Source organism: Halioglobus sp. D3-4 (assembly GCF_055809315.1).
In genome coordinates this window covers 449,934-467,721 of the sequence record NZ_CM147907.1, presented here as the reverse complement: position 1 = coordinate 467,721, position 17,788 = coordinate 449,934, and the positions used below count along the sequence as shown (strand labels likewise).

17 protein-coding genes are annotated in these 17,788 nt (G+C 57.8%); 9 read left to right on the top strand and 8 right to left on the bottom strand.

All coding sequences use genetic code 11. The features are described 5' to 3' along the window. Positions 1-53: 53 nt before the first annotated feature. Positions 54-1,217: an acyl-CoA dehydrogenase family protein gene (locus tag AC0L6S_RS02030; protein ID WP_473426750.1), complete on the bottom strand. Its 1,164-nt coding sequence runs from the start codon at positions 1,215-1,217 to the stop codon at positions 54-56. A 236-nt stretch (positions 1,218-1,453) separates the two neighbouring features. Between AC0L6S_RS02030 and AC0L6S_RS02025 the strand changes: the two genes are divergently transcribed. The 9 genes from AC0L6S_RS02025 to AC0L6S_RS01985 all read left to right on the top strand — a co-directional run bounded on the left by AC0L6S_RS02025 (position 1,454) and on the right by AC0L6S_RS01985 (position 11,566). After that, positions 1,454-2,926: a 3-oxoacyl-[acyl-carrier-protein] synthase III C-terminal domain-containing protein gene (locus tag AC0L6S_RS02025; RefSeq protein WP_473426749.1), complete on the top strand. Its 1,473-nt coding sequence runs from the start codon at positions 1,454-1,456 to the stop codon at positions 2,924-2,926. Between the two features lie 82 nt (positions 2,927-3,008). After that, entirely contained in the window at positions 3,009-4,226 is a 1,218-nt protein-coding gene (locus AC0L6S_RS02020) for an acetyl-CoA acetyltransferase (RefSeq protein WP_473426748.1), read from the top strand. A gap of 25 nt (positions 4,227-4,251) precedes the next feature. Beyond that, entirely contained in the window at positions 4,252-5,025 is a 774-nt protein-coding gene (locus AC0L6S_RS02015) for an SDR family NAD(P)-dependent oxidoreductase (RefSeq protein ID WP_473426747.1), read from the top strand. A gap of 38 nt (positions 5,026-5,063) precedes the next feature. Beyond that, a complete protein-coding gene (locus AC0L6S_RS02010) occupies positions 5,064-5,801 on the top strand; it encodes an enoyl-CoA hydratase/isomerase family protein (RefSeq protein ID WP_473426746.1) in 738 nt (245 codons plus the stop codon). Positions 5,802-5,835: 34 nt separating this feature from the next. Next, complete coding sequence (locus tag AC0L6S_RS02005; RefSeq protein WP_473426745.1) at positions 5,836-7,137, top strand: acetyl-CoA hydrolase/transferase family protein; 1,302 nt, start codon at positions 5,836-5,838, stop codon at positions 7,135-7,137. 78 nt (positions 7,138-7,215) lie between these two features. Beyond that, complete coding sequence (locus AC0L6S_RS02000; RefSeq protein ID WP_473426744.1) at positions 7,216-8,364, top strand: acyl-CoA dehydrogenase family protein; 1,149 nt, start codon at positions 7,216-7,218, stop codon at positions 8,362-8,364. Beyond that, positions 8,361-9,530 (top strand): acyl-CoA dehydrogenase family protein, encoded by a 1,170-nt coding sequence (locus tag AC0L6S_RS01995; RefSeq protein WP_473426743.1) that lies wholly within the window; start codon positions 8,361-8,363, stop codon positions 9,528-9,530. Before AC0L6S_RS02000 ends, AC0L6S_RS01995 begins: the two co-directional genes overlap by 4 nt. Before the next feature lie 10 nt (positions 9,531-9,540). Further along, positions 9,541-10,347 carry an enoyl-CoA hydratase-related protein gene (locus AC0L6S_RS01990; RefSeq protein WP_473426742.1) on the top strand — a complete coding sequence of 269 codons (807 nt, stop codon included), beginning with the start codon at positions 9,541-9,543 and terminating at the stop codon, positions 10,345-10,347. Between the two features lie 31 nt (positions 10,348-10,378). Continuing rightward, positions 10,379-11,566 carry a cytochrome P450 gene (locus AC0L6S_RS01985; protein WP_473426741.1) on the top strand — a complete coding sequence of 396 codons (1,188 nt, stop codon included), beginning with the start codon at positions 10,379-10,381 and terminating at the stop codon, positions 11,564-11,566. Between the two features lie 22 nt (positions 11,567-11,588). Here the strand turns inward: AC0L6S_RS01985 and AC0L6S_RS01980 are convergent, their stop codons facing one another. The 7 genes from AC0L6S_RS01980 to AC0L6S_RS01950 all read right to left on the bottom strand — a co-directional run bounded on the left by AC0L6S_RS01980 (position 11,589) and on the right by AC0L6S_RS01950 (position 17,774). After that, positions 11,589-12,179: a carboxymuconolactone decarboxylase family protein gene (locus AC0L6S_RS01980; RefSeq protein WP_473426740.1), complete on the bottom strand. Its 591-nt coding sequence runs from the start codon at positions 12,177-12,179 to the stop codon at positions 11,589-11,591. A 104-nt stretch (positions 12,180-12,283) separates the two neighbouring features. Continuing rightward, entirely contained in the window at positions 12,284-13,474 is a 1,191-nt protein-coding gene (locus AC0L6S_RS01975) for an acyl-CoA dehydrogenase family protein (RefSeq protein WP_473426739.1), read from the bottom strand. 119 nt (positions 13,475-13,593) lie between these two features. Beyond that, positions 13,594-14,214, bottom strand: a complete 621-nt coding sequence (locus tag AC0L6S_RS01970) for a TetR/AcrR family transcriptional regulator (protein WP_159169394.1) — start codon at positions 14,212-14,214, stop codon at positions 13,594-13,596. A 232-nt stretch (positions 14,215-14,446) separates the two neighbouring features. Then, positions 14,447-15,163 (bottom strand): SDR family NAD(P)-dependent oxidoreductase, encoded by a 717-nt coding sequence (locus tag AC0L6S_RS01965; RefSeq protein ID WP_473426738.1) that lies wholly within the window; start codon positions 15,161-15,163, stop codon positions 14,447-14,449. 69 nt (positions 15,164-15,232) lie between these two features. Continuing rightward, the gene (locus tag AC0L6S_RS01960; RefSeq protein ID WP_473426737.1) at positions 15,233-15,637 is read right to left on the bottom strand and encodes a VOC family protein; all 405 of its coding nucleotides are present in this window, start codon (positions 15,635-15,637) and stop codon (positions 15,233-15,235) included. A 48-nt stretch (positions 15,638-15,685) separates the two neighbouring features. Then, on the bottom strand, positions 15,686-16,834 hold the full coding sequence (locus AC0L6S_RS01955; protein WP_473426736.1) for a thiolase C-terminal domain-containing protein: 1,149 nt from the start codon (positions 16,832-16,834) through the stop codon (positions 15,686-15,688). Positions 16,835-16,883: 49 nt separating this feature from the next. Further along, positions 16,884-17,774 (bottom strand): SDR family NAD(P)-dependent oxidoreductase, encoded by an 891-nt coding sequence (locus tag AC0L6S_RS01950; protein WP_473426735.1) that lies wholly within the window; start codon positions 17,772-17,774, stop codon positions 16,884-16,886. Positions 17,775-17,788 lie beyond the last annotated feature (14 nt).

The window sequence follows — 17,788 nt, the reverse complement described above, 5'->3', positions numbered from 1 at the left end:
GCTCCAGGCTTGCACATGATAGAAAGAGCACTTATGACCTCGTGAAACACCATCTATCTGGGAAGCTTCAGGCGGTTGCAGATATTGTTTTTCTGTATCGCCGATGAACCACCGAGAATGGGCATCACCAGAATGTCACGCACGTAGCGCTCCATATCAAAATCTCCTACATAACCGTAGGCACCCAGAATCTGCTGGCAACTGAGGACAATATCGCGCGCGGTTTCACAGACAAAAAGTTTGGCCATCGCGGTTTCCACCGCAGCGGGTCTACCCTGGTCAACCAGGTAGGCTGCGTTGTACGTCATCAGGCGGCAGGCCTCGAGCCGGGTTTTGGCATCGGCGAGCATATGGCGAATCGATTGCAGGGTACATATCGGCTTACCGAATTGAATACGCTCCTGCGCATAGGCCCAAGCATCATCGACCGCTGCCCTGGCAATACCCAATGCCATGGCAGCCACTTCGACTTTCTCGATATCGAGACCGGGACCAGCCAGTTTCTCCCAGCCGCGATTCCAGCCTTCTTCGCCGCCGACAATATTCGCAACCGGCACCTCAACGTCGGCAAAGTTCACATCAAAGGTGCCACCCCCTTTGAGCCCCAGTGTATCCTGCGGCTCAAGCAGCACACCCGGCGTCGTCGGAGGAATCAGTACCAACGACAGGTTCTTGTAACGCTCGTCAACCGGGCCGGTTCTTACCAGTGTATAAATGTAGTCTGATATAGCTGCACCGGAGCAGAATCGTTTACTGCCATTTACCACGAGGGTATCGCCGTCGCGAGTCGCTGAAGTCCTGACGCTGGCGACATCGGAGCCCACATCCGGCTCGGACAAGCCGTACGCAAACATCAGTCCTTCCTGCGCAACTTTCGGCAGCAGCATTTCCTTCTGCTGTTCGCTGGCGACCTCCTCAAGATTCAATCCCGCATAACACGTCGACTGTATATACGCGCACCCCACTGACATACTGCGCGAACACAGCTCCTCAATCACAACAACAGTGGCGGCAATATCCTTACCACTGCCGCCGTACTTCTCAGACACCGTCAAACCCATACAGCCCATTTCCACCAGCTTGTCGTGCACATCGCGGGGGAAGTAGTTCTCTTTGTCCCAGCGCTTGACGAGATCCCGAGGCATCTCCTTCTCGACAAAACTCTTGAGACTGCTGCGGATCATCGCAGTTTGTTCGGACTCCTCGAAGTGGTTCACTGGCACTCTCCCGTGGTGATTTAGCAATAGTCCGAAGATGGTAATGTGATAGTTTGCTTACATTGAACTCGCCTTCTCAACGCCCGCCGCACGAGGACAGATCGCCGCCACACTCCCGGATTCACCCCGGTGGAACCATACGAGTTTAATGTGAGTTTTCTCTCAGATTACGATTGCAGCCCTCAGTGAATACAACTTTCAACCAAGCCCGTGCAGGGCATGGCAGGGACCAATCTATGCAGCAGGTGCACAACACTTCCACCCCCGTAACCGGTATCACCCTGGTCGGCTCCTACCTCCCCAGAACGCGACTGTCACGCAAAGCGATTGCGGCGGCAAACAGCTGGGCGAATCCGGGGCTGGTCAGCAAAGGCAAGGGCCACCGCGCCGTGTGCTCACACGATGAGGATGCCATCACCATGGCGGTTGCCGCGGCGAGGGCCGCGCTGTCAGCAGGTGATTGTGATGCTATACAGGCACTGTATTTTGCATCCACTACCCTGCCATTCGCCGATCGCCAGAATGCCGGCATCATCAGCGAGGCACTGTCCCTCCCCACGTCCCTGAAAACTCTCGATGCAACCGGATCACTGCGCTGTGCCACCTCATCGCTGATTGCTGCATTGTCATCCGGTGAAACACAGTTACTGGTAGCTGCTGATAAGCGCAAAACACAGCCGGCCAGCGCAATGGAAATGACCGTTGGCGACGCCGCTGCGGCGGTTGTCACCGGGCAGCAAGAGCTGATGGCCACCTACCTCGGCAGCTACTCAACATCTGTCGATATGACAGACCACTACCGCGCCCAACACGCCGAGTTCGACTACCAACTGGAGGAGCGCTGGATTCGTGAAGAGGGACTGCTGAAGCTCATTCCACAGGCCATCGAGACATTGCTGGCACAGCTAGCGCTTGATCCCGGCGAGATCGCGCACCTCATCCTACCGGGCGCGGACAGCAGGACGGGCGCCGCTATCGCCAGGCGCTGCGATATCGCGCAGACGACGGTGTGCAACAATCTGGAATTGGAATGCGGCAACAGCGGTAGCGCCCACCCTCTATTGTTGCTCAATTTTGCGCTGGAGAATGCACAGCCGGGAGAGAAAATACTGCTGGTCGGCTTTGGGCAGGGCTGCGATGTACTGCTGTTTGAAACGACCGAACTCGTCGCACGACTGGGCAGTGAAAAGCCGGTTCAGAGCCTGCTCGACGGTGGTGTCGAAGACGACAACTATCAACGCTATCTGTCGATAAATCAGCTGGTTCAGCTCGACTGGGGCATGCGCGCCGAGCGCGATAACAAGACATCACAGTCTGCATTTTTCCGTCACCGTAAAACAGTTACAGGCTTCATCGGCGGGCGTTGCAAGCACTGCGATACCCCGCAGTTTCCAAGAAGGCCGGTCTGCGCTAACCCCGAATGTCGCCGTCCCGGCGAGCAACACGATGAACCGTTCAAGGACAAGCCGGGAGAGGTGAAGTCCTTTACCGAAGATTGGCTTGCGCTGTGCTACAACCCACCGTTGAAGTATGGAAATGTGCGCTTTGAAGGCGGTGGCGTGGTGATGATGGAGTTCACCGACTTCGACGTGGGGGAGGTACAGGTAGGCACCCCGCTGCGCATGGAGTTCCGCATCAAGGATGAGGACAACAAACGCGGTTTCAGGCGCTACTTCTGGAAAGCCGGACCGAGCTATAGCGGCAGGTAATCTCACAACACTGCACACCGAACTCGCGCATCGGTAACGACCACCGTTGCGACTGACAGACAGAACTTACAGGAAAAGCATCATGGCCCAGGGCATTAAAGACAAGGTGGTAATTATCGGCATGGGCTGCACCCGATTTGGTGAACACTGGGATTGCAGCGCTGAGGACCTGATTGTGGAAGCATTCACAGAGGCAGTGGCGGACGCCGGTATCGAGCGCGACCAGCTTGAGGCCGCGTGGTTTGGTTTGTCCGTGGACGAACAAAACCTCGGGAAATCGGCCCTGTCGCTGTCGGAGACGCTGCGACTACCGAATATTCCCGCGACCCGAGTGGAGAATATGTGCGCCACCGGTACCGAGGCACTGCGCGGCGCTGTCTACGGTGTGGCTTCCGGTGCCTGCGATATCGCTCTTGCGCTGGGCGTGGACAAACTCAAGGATACCGGCTACGGCGGCCTGCCGGAGAGAACCAAGGGCACGTTCGATGATCTATGGAGTCCCAGTGCCACTGCGCCGGGTTCGTTCGCGCAACTCGCCAGCGCCTACAGTGCCAGCCACGGTATCAGTATGGACAAGCTGAAACAGGCCATGGCGCACGTCTCGTGGAAGAGCCACGAAAATGGCTTTTTGAACGACAAGGCCCACCTGCGCAGCCGCACCACCGTAGAGAAGATCCTCAAGGCACCGACCATTGCCTACCCACTCGGCCTGTTCGATTGCTGCGGTGTGAGCGACGGCTCCGCCTGCGCCATCGTGTGCACGCCTGAGAAAGCTGCCGAGTTGGGAAAAACCGGCACCCTGGTCAGTATCAAATCGATGCAGTTGGCCCTGAGCAACGGCTCTGAACTCTCCCACGATTCCTGGGACGGCAGCTACGCCCTCACCACCCGCGTGGCAGCAGAGCGCGCATATCGCGAAGCGGGCATTGAAAACCCAGTGGACGAACTCGATCTGGTTGAAGTCCACGACTGCTTTTCGATAACAGAACTGGTCACCATGGAGGACCTCGGCCTGTCCGAGGTCGGCAACGCCTGTGAAGATATCCTCGCTGGAAAATTCGACGCCAGCGGCCAAATCCCCTGCAACATAGACGGCGGCCTGAAATGCTTCGGCCACCCTATCGGCGCCACCGGCCTGCGCATGGCCTATGAAATATACCTGCAACTTCACGGCCGCGCCGGCGATCGCCAACTGGACAATCCGCGCACAGGACTCACGCACAACCTCGGCGGATTTCCCAACAAGAACGTTTGCAGTGTATCCATTCTCGGGCACTACGACAGCGGTGCCACTCGCTAACACGCTCAACCAAGGAGCCTGAACAATGCAAAACCCAATGATGATGACAGACCGTGTAATCATGGTCACCGGAGGCGGCCAGGGTATCGGTCGCCAGTTGGCCGAGCAATTACTGTCACTGGAAGCCAAGGTCGCCCTTGTCGATATCGACGCCGATGTGCTGGCCGAGGCGCGCGAGGCGCTGGGGCCGGACCGTGTACAAACCTACTGCGGTGACGTCAGTGATGCTGAATTCGTCAATTCAACTGTCGAGAATATAGTCGCCGATATCGGCGATATCCACGGGCTGATCAACAATGCCGGTATCGTCAGAGCCGCTATGGCCAGCGAAATGAGTCTGGAGCAGTGGCAACAGGTGATCGGTGTCAATCTGACCGGTGCTTTCATCTGTCTACAGGCGGTTGGCAAGCAGTTGATCAGCAAGGCCAAAAACGGCGACCCCAATCCCGGGAGCATCGTCAATATCTCCTCCGATGCCGGACGACGCGGCACCATAGGACAGATCAACTACGGCGCTGCTAAATCGGGCGTGCTGGGACTCACCATGTGCTCCGCGCGCGAGTGGGGTCGCTACAACATTAACGTCAACAGCGTGTGCTACGGCATGGTGGAGACGGCTATGACGGAGACGATTCGCCAGGAGAAGTTTCGCGACAAGTATCTCTCACAGATCCCGCTGGGGCGGTTCTCCACCACCGAGGATGTCGCACCGGCGACGTGCTTTCTACTCTGTGATGCAGCCTCCTACATCACCGGCCAGCATCTGAGCATTGATGGCGGTTTTTATATCAGTTCCTGATTTTTTCATTCACAACGCAACCACAGCAGGTGCCCACAATGCCAGCCGAATCAGAGTACATATCGATTGAGCGTATCGAGACTATTCTGGTGCTTACGCTCAACCGGCCACAGAAGAAGAATGCGCTAACACACTGTATGTACTGGGCGTTGGTTGACGCACTGCGCAATGCCGAAACCGATGACGACGTCCATGTCGTTATGATCACCAACAAGGGTGACTTCTTTTGCGCCGGAAACGATGTGGGTAGTTTCGCCTCGCTGGCTGACATCCCCTACCGTGAACGACCGGGATTCAATTTTATGAATACCCTGGCCGCATTCAGTAAACCGCTGGTTGGTGCTGTGAACGGCAGCGCTGTCGGCCTGGGCGTCACGCTTTTACTGCACTGTGACTTGATCTGCGCAAGCACCACCACGCGGCTCAGCTTCCCCTTTGTGACCATCGGCCTGGTACCGGAATTTGGCTCCACCGCCCTGCTGCCGCAACGCCTGGGTTACCAGAAGGCCGCTGAAATCTTGCTGCTGGGCAAAAAGCTGGACGCATCCGAGGCACATGCACTCGGTCTGCTAAACACCGTCACCGGCGCTGAAACTGTCTATCAAGAGGCGCTGGATTACTGCCTGGCGCTGGCCAGACAACCTACCGCCGCTGTGTTGGCAACCAGGCAGTTGATGAAACGCGATGGTGTGGAAGCGCTACAACAGAGAATCGATGCTGAAACACAAGCGATTAACCGTTTGCTGCCAACATTGAATCTACCGGCCAAATCCTGAACAAACAAATGCGAGATTCGAACAGCAAATGGATATGCCTGAAACCATCAAATCGAGTGACGTTCGGCGATTGATTCAGCCGGGACACCGTGTATTCGTACAGGCCGGTATCGGTGAACCACGAACAATCATTGAAGCACTGGCTAAAGCTCCCGGCGGCGCAGGCGACCATGGTGACGCTGCTGTCGACTATCTGACGGTATCCATTCCGGGTATCAACAGCGCGCTGGCGCCGCGCCACCTGCACCGCGATGCACACCTGCACACAACCTTCCTGCACCCTCGCCTCGGCGTGGGGGATACGCGCAGGCCTATCAGTTTTCTGCCCATGCACTACCGCGATACCTACCGGTATTTGCAGAGCGGTGAGAGGTTCGATATCGCCGTGATTCAGGTGACGCCTCCCGACACTGAGGGATTTTGTAGTTTGGGGATTTCTGTGGATTTTGTACCGGCCATCCTGGATAGCTGCGACATTGTCATTGCCGAGCTAAACTCGCAGATGCCCGCCCCGCCAGACTCGTTGAAGATACAACTGTCAACAATCCACTACCGGGTCGATGTCGATCATCCACTGCCGTGCAGTCAAGCTGCGGAACCGGGAGAGACAGAACTGGCCATCGCCCGCAATGTCGCCGGACTCATCGATGATGACAGCTGCATCCAGATCGGTATCGGCAAATTACCGGGTGGCATATTGAAAGAGCTGTCCGGCCACCGACGACTCGGCCTTCACAGCGGTCTTATCAGTGATGCTGCACAGCACCTGATTGAGTCGGGTGTCATCACTGGCGAATCAAAAACCATCGACAGGCACAGCCATGTCACGGGTTTGGCCTGGGGCAGCGCGGAATTTTATCGCTGGCTCGGCGATCGACCCGATATCGCCTTTCGGCCAGTCGACTACACCCATGATCTGCGGACGCTATCTGCTATCGACCAGTTTGTCTCGATCAATTCTGTCATCGAGATCGATCTGCAGGGACAGGCCAACGCGGAGGTGATGAATAGCCAGCAAGTAAGCGCGACCGGTGGTCTGGTGGACTTTGCGCGCGGTGCACGCGCCTCCCACGGCGGCAAATCGATTATTGCTCTACCGGCCACTGCGATGCGCAGCACCCGATCGAGAATCGTGTCGCAGTTGTCCACACGCATGGTCACGTTGTGCCGCGCCGACGTCGACTACGTCGTCACTGAATACGGCTGTGCCAGCCTGTTCGGGCAATCCGTTCAAGCGCGGGCAACATCGCTGGTTGCTATCGCGGCACCGGAATTCCGCGATCAGCTGTGGCAGGACTGGGAAAACGCTCAATCGAAGCGAGTACAAGCTGAGTAGATGCTCGTATTAGTATTTCCTCCAACGCCGGAAGCGCCATGAATCGGCGACCATCACCCACAAAAAAGGCCTCCCCAATTGTCCTTGTTTCATTTTGATCCTGTCGAATACACTGCTGACGCACAGTCGTTGAGAAACACCGTGCGTTCGCTGATCGATGAAAAAGTGCGCGAGATGCCCGCCGCTCAACGCGCGCAGAGTTGGACCGGCTTTGATGCCGAGTTCAGTGAATACCTCGGGGCAGCCGGGTTCATCGGCATGCATTGGCCTGCACACCACGGTGGTCGGGACTGCCCCGCCATCGAACGGTATATCGTGATCGAGGAGTTGCTCGCCGCCGGCGCGCCGGTGGGAGCGCACTGGATCGCCGACCGACAGAGCGGCACTCATCTGATCAACTATGCGAGTCCCAGCGCAAAGAGCGAGTGCCTGCCGGGCATCGCCAGCGGCAAGCTGTTCTTCTGTATCGGTATGAGCGAACCCAATTCAGGTTCTGACCTGGCCTCCATCAGCACACGCGCAGTCCGTGTTGAGGGCGGCTGGCGAATTCGCGGTGCAAAGTTGTGGACCACGCACGTCACCAGGGCCCACATGATGATCGCGCTGGTTCGCACCAGTGATGGCGGAGATTCACGCCATCGGGGCCTGAGCCAGTTTCTCATCGATCTTTCGCTGGAAGGCGTCACCATCAACGGGATTACCGACCAGACTGGCGAGCAACATTTCGGTGAGGTCTTCCTCGACGATGTGTTCGTTACCGACGACTGTCTTATTGGCACCGAGGGCGAAGGCTGGCAACAGGTGAATCACGAACTGGCGCTGGAGCGCAGCGGCCCCGAACGCTACCTCAGTAGCTACCGGCTGATACCGGCGTATCTGGATGCGCTGTGCAGCGCCACAGACAACACCAGCAGCTGCGCCCTGGGTGAAATCGTTGCCGAGCTATGGACACTGCGACAGATGTCGATGTCCGTCGCCGGGCAGATATCCAACGGCGCCGATCCCGCACTGGAAGCGGCGATGGTAAAGGATCTGGGCGCAACCTTTGAACAGGAATTGCCACACCGCATTCAGGCCTGCCTCGATGACGGCGTTAACAATAAGGGCGATGAGCAACTGACGCCTGTTCTGGACTACCTACTCAACGCCGCTCCTTCATTTTCGCTGCGCGGTGGCACGCGGGAAATTCTGCGCGGCATCATTGCACGAGGTCTGGGCCTGAGATGAATTCTGATAATGCACTGTTGATCGATATGGTCCGCAAGCTCTGCCTTGAGCTGAGCGACACACGGACGCAAGCGGACTCAACGACCGGGGACAGCACGTCTTTCACGCAACAGTGGCAGAAGATCGAGGATTTTGGCCTGCCGCTGTTCCTGCTCCCGGAGGACGCCGGCGGCTTTGGAGGCAACTGGGCGCAGGCTGCACAGCTATTTCAGTTAATCGGCGAATATGCGCTGCCCCTGCCTATTGGCGAGACCATTATCGCCCGTCGCTATCTACACACTGCACAATCGGTGGCGCCGCATCGAAACTACGAGTCGCTTGCAACTGACAGGCCACTGGCCATCGCACACTGCAGCGATGCGGTATTACGTGAGGGAGCAAGCGGATATGAAGTTTCTGGCTCACTGCGCAATGTGGCGATGGGTTCGCCGTCGGATCTCTTGATAAGTGCATCAATCGACGGTGACAGCCTACTCGCACTGTTGCCACGCGATACCCTGAAAAATGAGGATGCCTGCTCCGTTACCCACTACAACAATACGGCGGGAGAACAGCGCGTACGTATGCAGTACCAGCAGCTACCGGTCGCCGCACTCTGGCGCCTGCCGAGCGCAGTCAATCTGCAGGTGGCAGGCGCGCTATTGCGCTGCGCACAGATGTCCGGCGCGATGCAATCGATACTTGGCAGCACGATCAACTACGCGCTCGAGCGCAAACAGTTTGGCCGCGCCATCGGAAAATTCCAGGTGATACAGCACGATCTGGCCAGACTCGCCGAACAGGCAGCGGCAACACAATGTGCCGCACTCAATGCAGCACGCGCAGCAGATGCCGAGGGCGGCCCTGAGAGAGCGGAGTTTGAAATCGCCGCAGCAAAGCTGCGTGCCAATATGGCAGTACCTCCGATCACGACAATCGCCCATCAGGTACACGGCGCGATTGGCTTCACTATCGAACATCCACTACACCGATTTACCCAGCGCCTTTTCGCCTGGCGACCGGAATTTGGCAACGACCGTCACTGGGCCAAAACACTGGGCGACAGGCTGCGTGGACTTAGCGGAGAAGCACTCTGGCCGTTTCTCACTGAGCGCAGTGACAGACAGGTGGCGGGCTCACTTCCTACACAAGGCGCTGACACCGCGGCGCATCACAGCGAGGCATAGCGAACACAGTATGCAACTCACACCAGACCAACTCCCCACTACCCACGATGCACGGTTCTCCGTTGAAGATGGCGTCGCGACACTACTGCTCGATCGCGACGACGTGCGCAATGCGCTGACAGGCACCCACCTGATGGATGACATCATACGTGTCTGCCAGTGGATTAACCGCACGCCAGACGTCGGCGCGCTGGTTATTTCCGGCGTCGGCAAGGCTTTCTCTGCCGGGGGCAATATCAAGGACATGCAGCAGAAAAAGGGCATGTTTGCCGGCGATGGCCTGCAGCTACAGGACAGCTATCGCCACGGCATCCAGACCATGACAACGCATGTCTATCGCCTTGAGGTGCCCGTTATTGCCGCCGTCAACGGAGCCGCAGTGGGCGCAGGCATGGATCTGAGTTGTATGTGCGATATCCGCATCGGCTCACAGTACGCGCGCTTCGGTGAGACGTTTGTCAATCTGGGTATTATTCCCGGTGACGGCGGTGCCTGGTTCCTACCCAAACTCATCGGCCCACAGCGAGCCGCAGAACTGACCTTCTCCGGCAGGCTGATCAATGCCGAGCAGGCGCTGGATTATGGCCTGCTGCTGCAGATCACCCCCAGTGACGAACTGCTGGACACCGCAGTGGCGATGGCGAAGACCTTTGCCAGCAAACCCCGACACGCACTGCGCATCAGCAAGCGTCTACTACAGGCCGGCCAGAGGCTGCCATTGCAGGATTTCCTCGACTACTGCGCCAGCCAGCAGAGTCTCTGTCATGGCAGCGATCAGCACCTTGAAGCACTTGCCGCCATGCTCGACAACCAATGAATCAACCACGCGCTCACAATAAGGTGACCCAATGCCAATAACTTACAGTCCGTTTAACGAATCACTCTGGAAAGACCCGTGGCCCACCTACAAGAGCATGCGGGAGTCGGCCCCCGTCTATTATATTGAGGAATTTGACGCCTGGGCGCTGTCCCGGTTCGAGGACATCTGGCAGGTCAGCCTGGACAAGACGCGCTTTACAGCGACACAGGGCACCTCTCCCGAAGCCCTGCTACTGGATCCCAACAGTCCGCCAAAAACGTTTCTGTTCATGGATCCGCCGCACCATCGCAAGCACCGCAATATGATCGGTGATCGCTATACACCGGCTGCGGTAGGAACGCTGGAGGAAGAGATCAGGGCGACGACACGACGGGCGTTAGCGCCACACCTGACTACCGGCACACTGAACGTGAATGCACTGGTCAGCTTAGTCGCCCTGCAAACCATCGCCGATTATATCGGACTGGAGATGGACGAGATTACGTACATCAGGTCACTGATTGACACGTACTACACGCGCGAGGCCGGTCACAAGGGGACCACCGCAAGCGGTATGCGCGCCTTCGAGGAGGCTGCGGCATTTATTCATCAGATAATCGGCAAATACCGCGACAAGCCACCCGCGCAGAACAGCCACATATATACCTGGCTGAACAGCGCTATCGACGATGCACAGATGACAGACGATGAGATCTTCTTCAGTATCTTCGCACTGGTTATTACCGGTTCAGACACCCTGCCGCTGACAGTTGCCGCTACCCTGTATTACCTGTCCCTCAACGAGGCGGATATGCAGGCCGTACGCGATAATAACGCGCTGATCCCGAACGCCTTTGCCGAGGCCGCCAGGATTGATCAACCCACCAATATACTGGGCCGGGTGCTGAGCGAAGACGTGGAGATGCACGGCAAGACAATGAAGAAAGGGCAGCCGGTGCTGTTTCTCTACGCGTCCGCAAACCGGGATGAGCGCGAGTTCGAAAACCCCGAGCAGTTTCAGTTGCACCGCAAATCCCGCCGCAGCCTGTCTTTTGGCGCGGGACAGCATTTCTGCCTCGGCCAGCACCTGGCGAGACTGGAGGGTAAAGTAATTCTGGAGGAGTTGTTTTCGCAGCTCGGAGACTTCGAAGTACACCGGGACCAGAGCAAACGTATCTTCGGTGAGTTTTTGCAGGGCTATTGCTATCTGCCCATATCATTCACGCCGCTGCCATAGCAGCGGCGTATCGCGGCAGGCACTACACGCGGTGCTTGCCGGCCTCCCACTCCTGAGCGGACAGTAAACGCTTGGCTGTCTCCATCGGTTTCGCTTCCAGCTCTGTCGCCATCGTGTCATTCCAGCAGTTCAGCCAGCGAAACAGGCAGATAATTGCAAGCAGTTCTACAACCTGCTCCTCGCTATAGTGTGTGTACAACTCGGTGTAATGTTCCGCCGTCACCGCGTTCGGCTGCGACGCTGCGTCCCTGGCGAAGCGCAGTGCACTGCGCTCTGCCTCGCTGAACAGTTCGCTGGTCTCAAACAGCCACACCTGCGCGATTTTCTCCGGATCCACCGATTCCCGCGACGCCGTTTCACTGAGATGGGCCTGACAGTAGCGACACCCCGAGACAGTGGAAGCGATCAGGCCCAGCAGGTACTTGAGTTGCATATCGACCGCGTCATCCTTGCTGGTTTCCAGTGCGAACTCGACAAACAACTCCAGCAGGCGCGGCTTCCTGGCGAGCGTTTTCAAACTGTTGGGAATAAAGCCCATGCGTTCGTGCATGGCGTCAAACAGCGGTTCGAAGGCTGTGAGCGCCTGCGGTTCAAGTGGGGACATATTGGGCATAAGAGACTCCAGAGAAAGACACGTGGGACGATGCTGTACCAGCGCACAGGCCGGCACAGCGTAGAAGGGCTGGAAAAGAACTCGCGCTGCGCGCTGAGCAGCGATCAGTATTCCAGCGGGAGTTCCAGTTTCTTGCGGGCGATGATGTTCTTCTGTATTTCTGAGGTGCCGGCACCGATGGTGTCCAGCGCCGTGGCGCGGTAAGACCACTCCCACTTACCGGCGGCAGGGGCATCCGCACTCGACTTGTGTAACAAACCCTCCTCGCCGAGAAAATCCATTGCGGCGCGCGACAAGCGCTGGTGCAGTTCTGTGCTGAACAGCTTGCACATGGCCGCTTCAATCGAGGGCACACCGCCCTGCGAGGCCGCGTAGATCACCCGGCGCTGCAGCATCTTCGCGGTCTCGACATCCGTTGCCAGACGCGCCACGCGGCGCTGCACCAATGGATCTTCAGATATTTCGCGGCCATTGCGACGCGTGGATTTCACCAGGGACAACAGCGCGTTGAATTTTTCCTCTAGCGGACTGAATGTGTAAAAGGTAAAGCGTTCATAGTCCAACGCCTCGCAGATATAGGTCCAGCCCTTGTTGAGTTCACCCACGAGGTAATCGTCGTGTACCCAGACATCGTCAATAAAGACCTGGTTGGTCACATGTTCGCCCAGCGTTTCGATCGGGTGAATGGTGATGCCGGGATCATCCATCGGCACCAGAAAGAGACTGATACCCTTGTGCTTTTTCGCCGTAGGGTCGGTACGTGCGGCCAGCCAGTACCAATCGGCAAAATGCGCCGATGTCGTGAACATCTTCTGTCCGTTCAGCAACCAGCCCTCGCCCTGCCGCTCGGCTTTCAACTTCAGCGATGCGAGATCCGAGCCGGCACCCGGTTCGGTATAGCCCAGTGCAAACTCAACCTCCGCCCGCAGGATTTTTGGCAGGAATTCCGACTTGAGTTTATCGGAACCGTGTCGTATCAATGTCTGGCCGACACATCCAACACCCTTGCCGATCAGCGGCGCGCCGACCCGCGAGAGTTCCTCATTGAGGAGGTACTCGTAGATGCCCGGCCGCTCCTGGCCACCGTATTCCTTGGGCCAGGACATACCGATATAACCGCGCTCAGCCATCTTCTTGTTGAAACGCTTTCTGGCGGGTGTGTCCGACAGAATGGAATCGGACTCCCTGTTCGGGTTCATCACATCAGCGGCATCGTCGGACGTCGATTCCTCCGCAATAAACTCTCGTACCTCTGCCACAAATGCCTGCTCTGCGGCAGAAAAATCAAAATTCATCGTCAGCTTACCTCTGTGCCCCGCAGGGAATTCGTGGTTAGTAGGATCGCTCGGCTGGTGTACCGCTCACCTTATGGCGGTGGCACACCAGATAATCGAGGATGGTTTGGGTGCCTGCGTCAGGCGCCCAGATAGCTCAACACTGCCAGCGATAGTTGCTCGATCAGTGTCTCTTCATCAATTTTCGGGGACTCGTTATCGAGATAGGCATCAATACAACCGATCACCATATGCTCGGTGACGAAGATCGCCGTTTCCAGATCATCGAGGCGAATGCTGTCGCGGTGCTGCATATAGTATGAATGGATCGTGGTGTGCAGGTATTTTTCCGTGGTCAGTTGCCGTGACACCGAGCGGAAACCGGGCATCTCACGCGGCAGCCGCAGGAACACAAAGGCGTTTTCACGGCGCGTTTCCAGCAGCACCCGAACCAGTCTCGGCGTGCTTTCCTCCAGCGGCAGCCCCATGCACGCCAGTAATTCCTCGCGGATGGTTTCCGCCGCGGCGACGACCGTTTTCTCGACCAGGGACGCCACAATCGCCTCCTTGCTCGGGAAGTACTGATAGAGCGATCCGATGCTCACCCCCGCCACATCCGAAATATAATTCGTCGAGGCGCGTTCATAGCCTTCATTGGTCAGGATTTTCTGGGTGGCCTGGATGATGCTGTCCACGGTATGCATCGCCCGGCCCTGCTTGGGTGTTTTACGGGGTTCAATCTGCTGTTCTGTCGCTCTCATAGAAGTCACCTCAGGTTATAGGAGAACCCTGAAAACCGGGCTCCCGCGCCTTTTGAAACCTGTCGGAACATTTTGCGAGCATTGCCAAACAGGTCGTTTTTATATGTAAGGTTTTGAAAGTTAAACAATTATTCTGATACAGCACGGCTCTCAAGCGCCGCCATGGTATTAAATGTGATAGAAAGCTCACATGCTACTCGCATTTTGCGCCTATGCACACATACGCTGCTGCCTAGCCCTCGACAAAGCCCAGATCGGCTTTAACCAGTGAACCGTTAACCACCGGATTCTCGGCGCAGAACTGTATGCTGGCCGCCACCTCCTCCGGCTGCACCAGACGCCCCTGCGTCGAGCGGCTGGCGAGATGCTCAAGTGCATCACCGCCAAAGCCACGCAACATTTCAGTGTCGGTGAACCCGGGGCAGACACAGGCGGTATGGATACCCTTACCGGCGAGGTCCTGACAGGTACTGCGCATCAGGCCCAGTACGGCATGTTTGCTGGCTACATACGCGGCAATGCCGGCGGTGGCCTTGAAGCTCATCGTAGAGCCGATGTAAATAATCGCCGAGCCGCGGCCCATGTGGGGCAGCAGCAAGCTGTTCAGGATCGTGGGCGCCACCAGATTCAACTCCATTACCTGCCGCAACACTTCCGGCTGCAGATCCTGCACCGGGCCGGGCGGTTGCAACGCGGCGTTGTGCACCGCCACCAGCGTCTGCACACCGTCCACCGCCGCCAGCAGATCCTCCGCGATCGCGTCCTGCCAGTTGGGCGCACTGAGGTCCGCGCACAGTTGCACTACACCATCAATGGCCACCGGCGTGCGGGAGATATTGACCACTTTGTAGCCCGATTCGAGAAATCGGCTGGCCGTGGCCAGACCGATGCCGCGACTGGCTCCGGTGATCACCAGCGCGCGCGAGGGTGTATCGGCGTTGTTATTCATGACGGTACCTCAGTGTTGTTGATTATATCGGTGTGCTACTTGCTGGCGGCTGACGATATGAGCCGCTTATCACTGCGCGTCAAACTGCATGAACTCCAGCGTATTGCCGTCCGGGTCCTCGACCACAGCCGCTTTCACGCCGGGCCTGATCTCAGTCGGCGCGACGATGACTTGCGAGCCAGCCGCCTGGCACTGCGCCACCAATGCCTCAATCTCCGCCACCTGAAAACTGCAGTACCGAAAACCGGTAGCGGCACTGAAGCCGCCCCCGGGATTGGCCGCCTGCGGGTCGCTGTCCAGCACCAGTACCTTGATCTGACACCGGCCATGAGCGAGCTTGTGCACGGTACCCATCCCGGCAAAGCTGACAGTGCCGGTACTGGCAAAACCGAGTGTCTCGGTATAAAAGCCCAGCATACGCTCACCGTTGCTGGTCACGATTCCCATCGAAAAGCCGTCGTCAACCAGATTCATATTCGCTACCTCAAAGTTCCATTAAAGTTATTACCCGGTCGGCGCCGCTTATGCACCGCGCAGCACCAGTGCACCATTGGGCGTACTGTCACAGGTCGTCACCAGTGCGCTGCGCGCACCGGCCACCTGATTGACGGCGCTGCCACGCAACTGCCGCACGGCTTCACTGAGCAGGTTCATACCGTGCAGGTAGACCTCGGACAGGCTGCCCCCTGACGTATTAACCGGCAACCCACCGGTCACTGACATACCGCCATTGGCAATAAAGGATGCCGCTTCTCCGCGCCCACAAAAGCCGTATGCTTCCAGGCAGTACAGCACCATTGGCGAGAAAGCGTCGTAGAACTGTGCGACATCGATGTCCTGCGCCTGTATATCCGACTGGCGCCACAGATTGGCGGCAGTGGTGTAGGAAGAACTGCGCAGCGGATCATCGCCGTGGTAGTCCGTCATCAACTGGTGCTGCGGCGAGAGCCCCTGCGAAAACGCGTGAATATAGACCGGTTGCTGCGTGGCTGTATTCACGTCCTCGGCGCGCACTATCACCATCGCGATCGCACCGTCGCTCTCCAGACAGTTATCGAACAGACACAGCGGGTCGGAAATCATGCGCGCGGTCATATAGTCATCGAGCGCCATCGGCTTGTCGCGCATGATCGCCTTGGGATTATTGGCCGCGTAAGCGCGCTGTGTCAGAGCGACCTCGGCCAATTGCTCCCGTGTCACCTGAAAGTCATGCATATAGCGACGAGCGGTTATCGCGATTTCATCTACTGGTCGCAACAGGCCCTGGCAACGCGACCATTTCCAGTGGTCAGTGACGCGCTCCTGCACCCCGGCCCACTGTCGCTTGCCGGGATCACCGCGCTTGCGCGATCGCCACACCACGCCAACGTTCGCAACACCGCTGGCCACCGCCAGCGCCACCTGCCCCACCACACCACAGGCAGCGCCGCCGCCGTGCGCGGTCTGGCTGAAAAAATGCACATCGCCAAAACCGAGGCTGCGCGCGATCTCAAACTCCGGTGTCGTCTCCTGCGTAAAACACCCCATGGCATCCACCATCGACGGCGCTATGCCTGCATCATCCAGTGCGGCCTTGATGGCGGCACAGGCCAGGCCCCACTCTGTATCATGCAGTCGCTTGGCGAAATCTGTTTCACCGATTCCGACGATGGCTGTCCTGTCCTTCAGCAATGGTTTTCTCCCAACTCAATATGGAATGGCGTGCTCACAGCGGCAGGATTCACTTCTCGCCGACCCTGACACCCTGATGAAATGGATAGGGCTTGCCCAGCATGCCAAGCGCCCCGAACTCACCCTGCAACTGCGCGATCATCGAACGGTCAATCGATTCGACATCCCAACCGCCCTCCTTCACCAGCGTTTTGCCATAGTGCGGCTGCACCATATGCGCGACGCGATCGCCGCCACTGCCGAATATCTGCCCGCTTATCGTCTCGGCGCGTTCACTGCACAGGAACACCACCAACGGTCCATTGAGGCTCGGGTCAATGTAGGGCAACGCCACTTCGTTGCCTGCGGCATCGCGATAGGTGTCAGACATCCGCGTCGTACCCAGTGGCCCGATGGCGTTGACGCGAATACCGTAGCGGCTCAACTCCAGCGCCCAGGTGTATGTCATTGATGCGATCGCACCTTTTGCCGCAGCGTAGTTGGTCTGCCCAAAACTGCCGAAGTGCGCACCGGAAGTGGTATTGACGATTGACCCACCACGGCCCTGCTCGCGCATGGCCAACGCCGCTGCCTGACTGCACCAGAACGTCCCTTTGACATGCACCTGCCAGACCGCATCAAACTCTTCATCGGACATTTTCAGGAAGCTTCTGTCGCGCAGGTTGCCGGCGTTGTTGACCAACACATCGACACGACCGAAGGATTCCAGACAGGCATCGATCAGCGACTGCGCCCCCTCTCTTGACGCGATATTGGCGTCACAGGCGATCGCTCGCCCACCGCTGCCCTGTATTGCCTTGACCACCTCGCGCGCCTGGTCCTCGTCGATATCATTGACCACGACCGCCGCGCCCGCGCGTGCCAGATGCTCGCAGTGTCCACGGCCAATACCGCGACCGGAGCCCGTGACAATTGCCGCCTTACCTTCGAGTAACTTCATTGCTGCCTCCTGTG

Bases quoted from the DNA above. Each gene is read 5' to 3' on its own strand.
- AC0L6S_RS02005 (WP_473426745.1), top strand. From the start codon at position 5,836: ATGCCTGAAACCATCAAATCGAGTGACGTTCGGCGATTGATTCAGCCG.
- AC0L6S_RS01975 (WP_473426739.1), bottom strand. From the start codon at position 13,474: ATGAATTTTGATTTTTCTGCCGCAGAGCAGGCATTTGTGGCAGAGGTA.
- AC0L6S_RS01965 (WP_473426738.1), bottom strand. From the start codon at position 15,163: ATGAATAACAACGCCGATACACCCTCGCGCGCGCTGGTGATCACCGGA.
- AC0L6S_RS01970 (WP_159169394.1), bottom strand. From the start codon at position 14,214: ATGAGAGCGACAGAACAGCAGATTGAACCCCGTAAAACACCCAAGCAG.
- AC0L6S_RS01980 (WP_473426740.1), bottom strand. From the start codon at position 12,179: ATGCCCAATATGTCCCCACTTGAACCGCAGGCGCTCACAGCCTTCGAA.
- AC0L6S_RS01960 (WP_473426737.1), bottom strand. From the start codon at position 15,637: ATGAATCTGGTTGACGACGGCTTTTCGATGGGAATCGTGACCAGCAAC.
- AC0L6S_RS02010 (WP_473426746.1), top strand. From the start codon at position 5,064: ATGCCAGCCGAATCAGAGTACATATCGATTGAGCGTATCGAGACTATT.
- AC0L6S_RS02015 (WP_473426747.1), top strand. From the start codon at position 4,252: ATGCAAAACCCAATGATGATGACAGACCGTGTAATCATGGTCACCGGA.
- AC0L6S_RS02020 (WP_473426748.1), top strand. From the start codon at position 3,009: ATGGCCCAGGGCATTAAAGACAAGGTGGTAATTATCGGCATGGGCTGC.
- AC0L6S_RS02025 (WP_473426749.1), top strand. From the start codon at position 1,454: ATGCAGCAGGTGCACAACACTTCCACCCCCGTAACCGGTATCACCCTG.
- AC0L6S_RS01990 (WP_473426742.1), top strand. From the start codon at position 9,541: ATGCAACTCACACCAGACCAACTCCCCACTACCCACGATGCACGGTTC.
- AC0L6S_RS01985 (WP_473426741.1), top strand. From the start codon at position 10,379: ATGCCAATAACTTACAGTCCGTTTAACGAATCACTCTGGAAAGACCCG.
- AC0L6S_RS01950 (WP_473426735.1), bottom strand. From the start codon at position 17,774: ATGAAGTTACTCGAAGGTAAGGCGGCAATTGTCACGGGCTCCGGTCGC.
- AC0L6S_RS01995 (WP_473426743.1), top strand. From the start codon at position 8,361: ATGAATTCTGATAATGCACTGTTGATCGATATGGTCCGCAAGCTCTGC.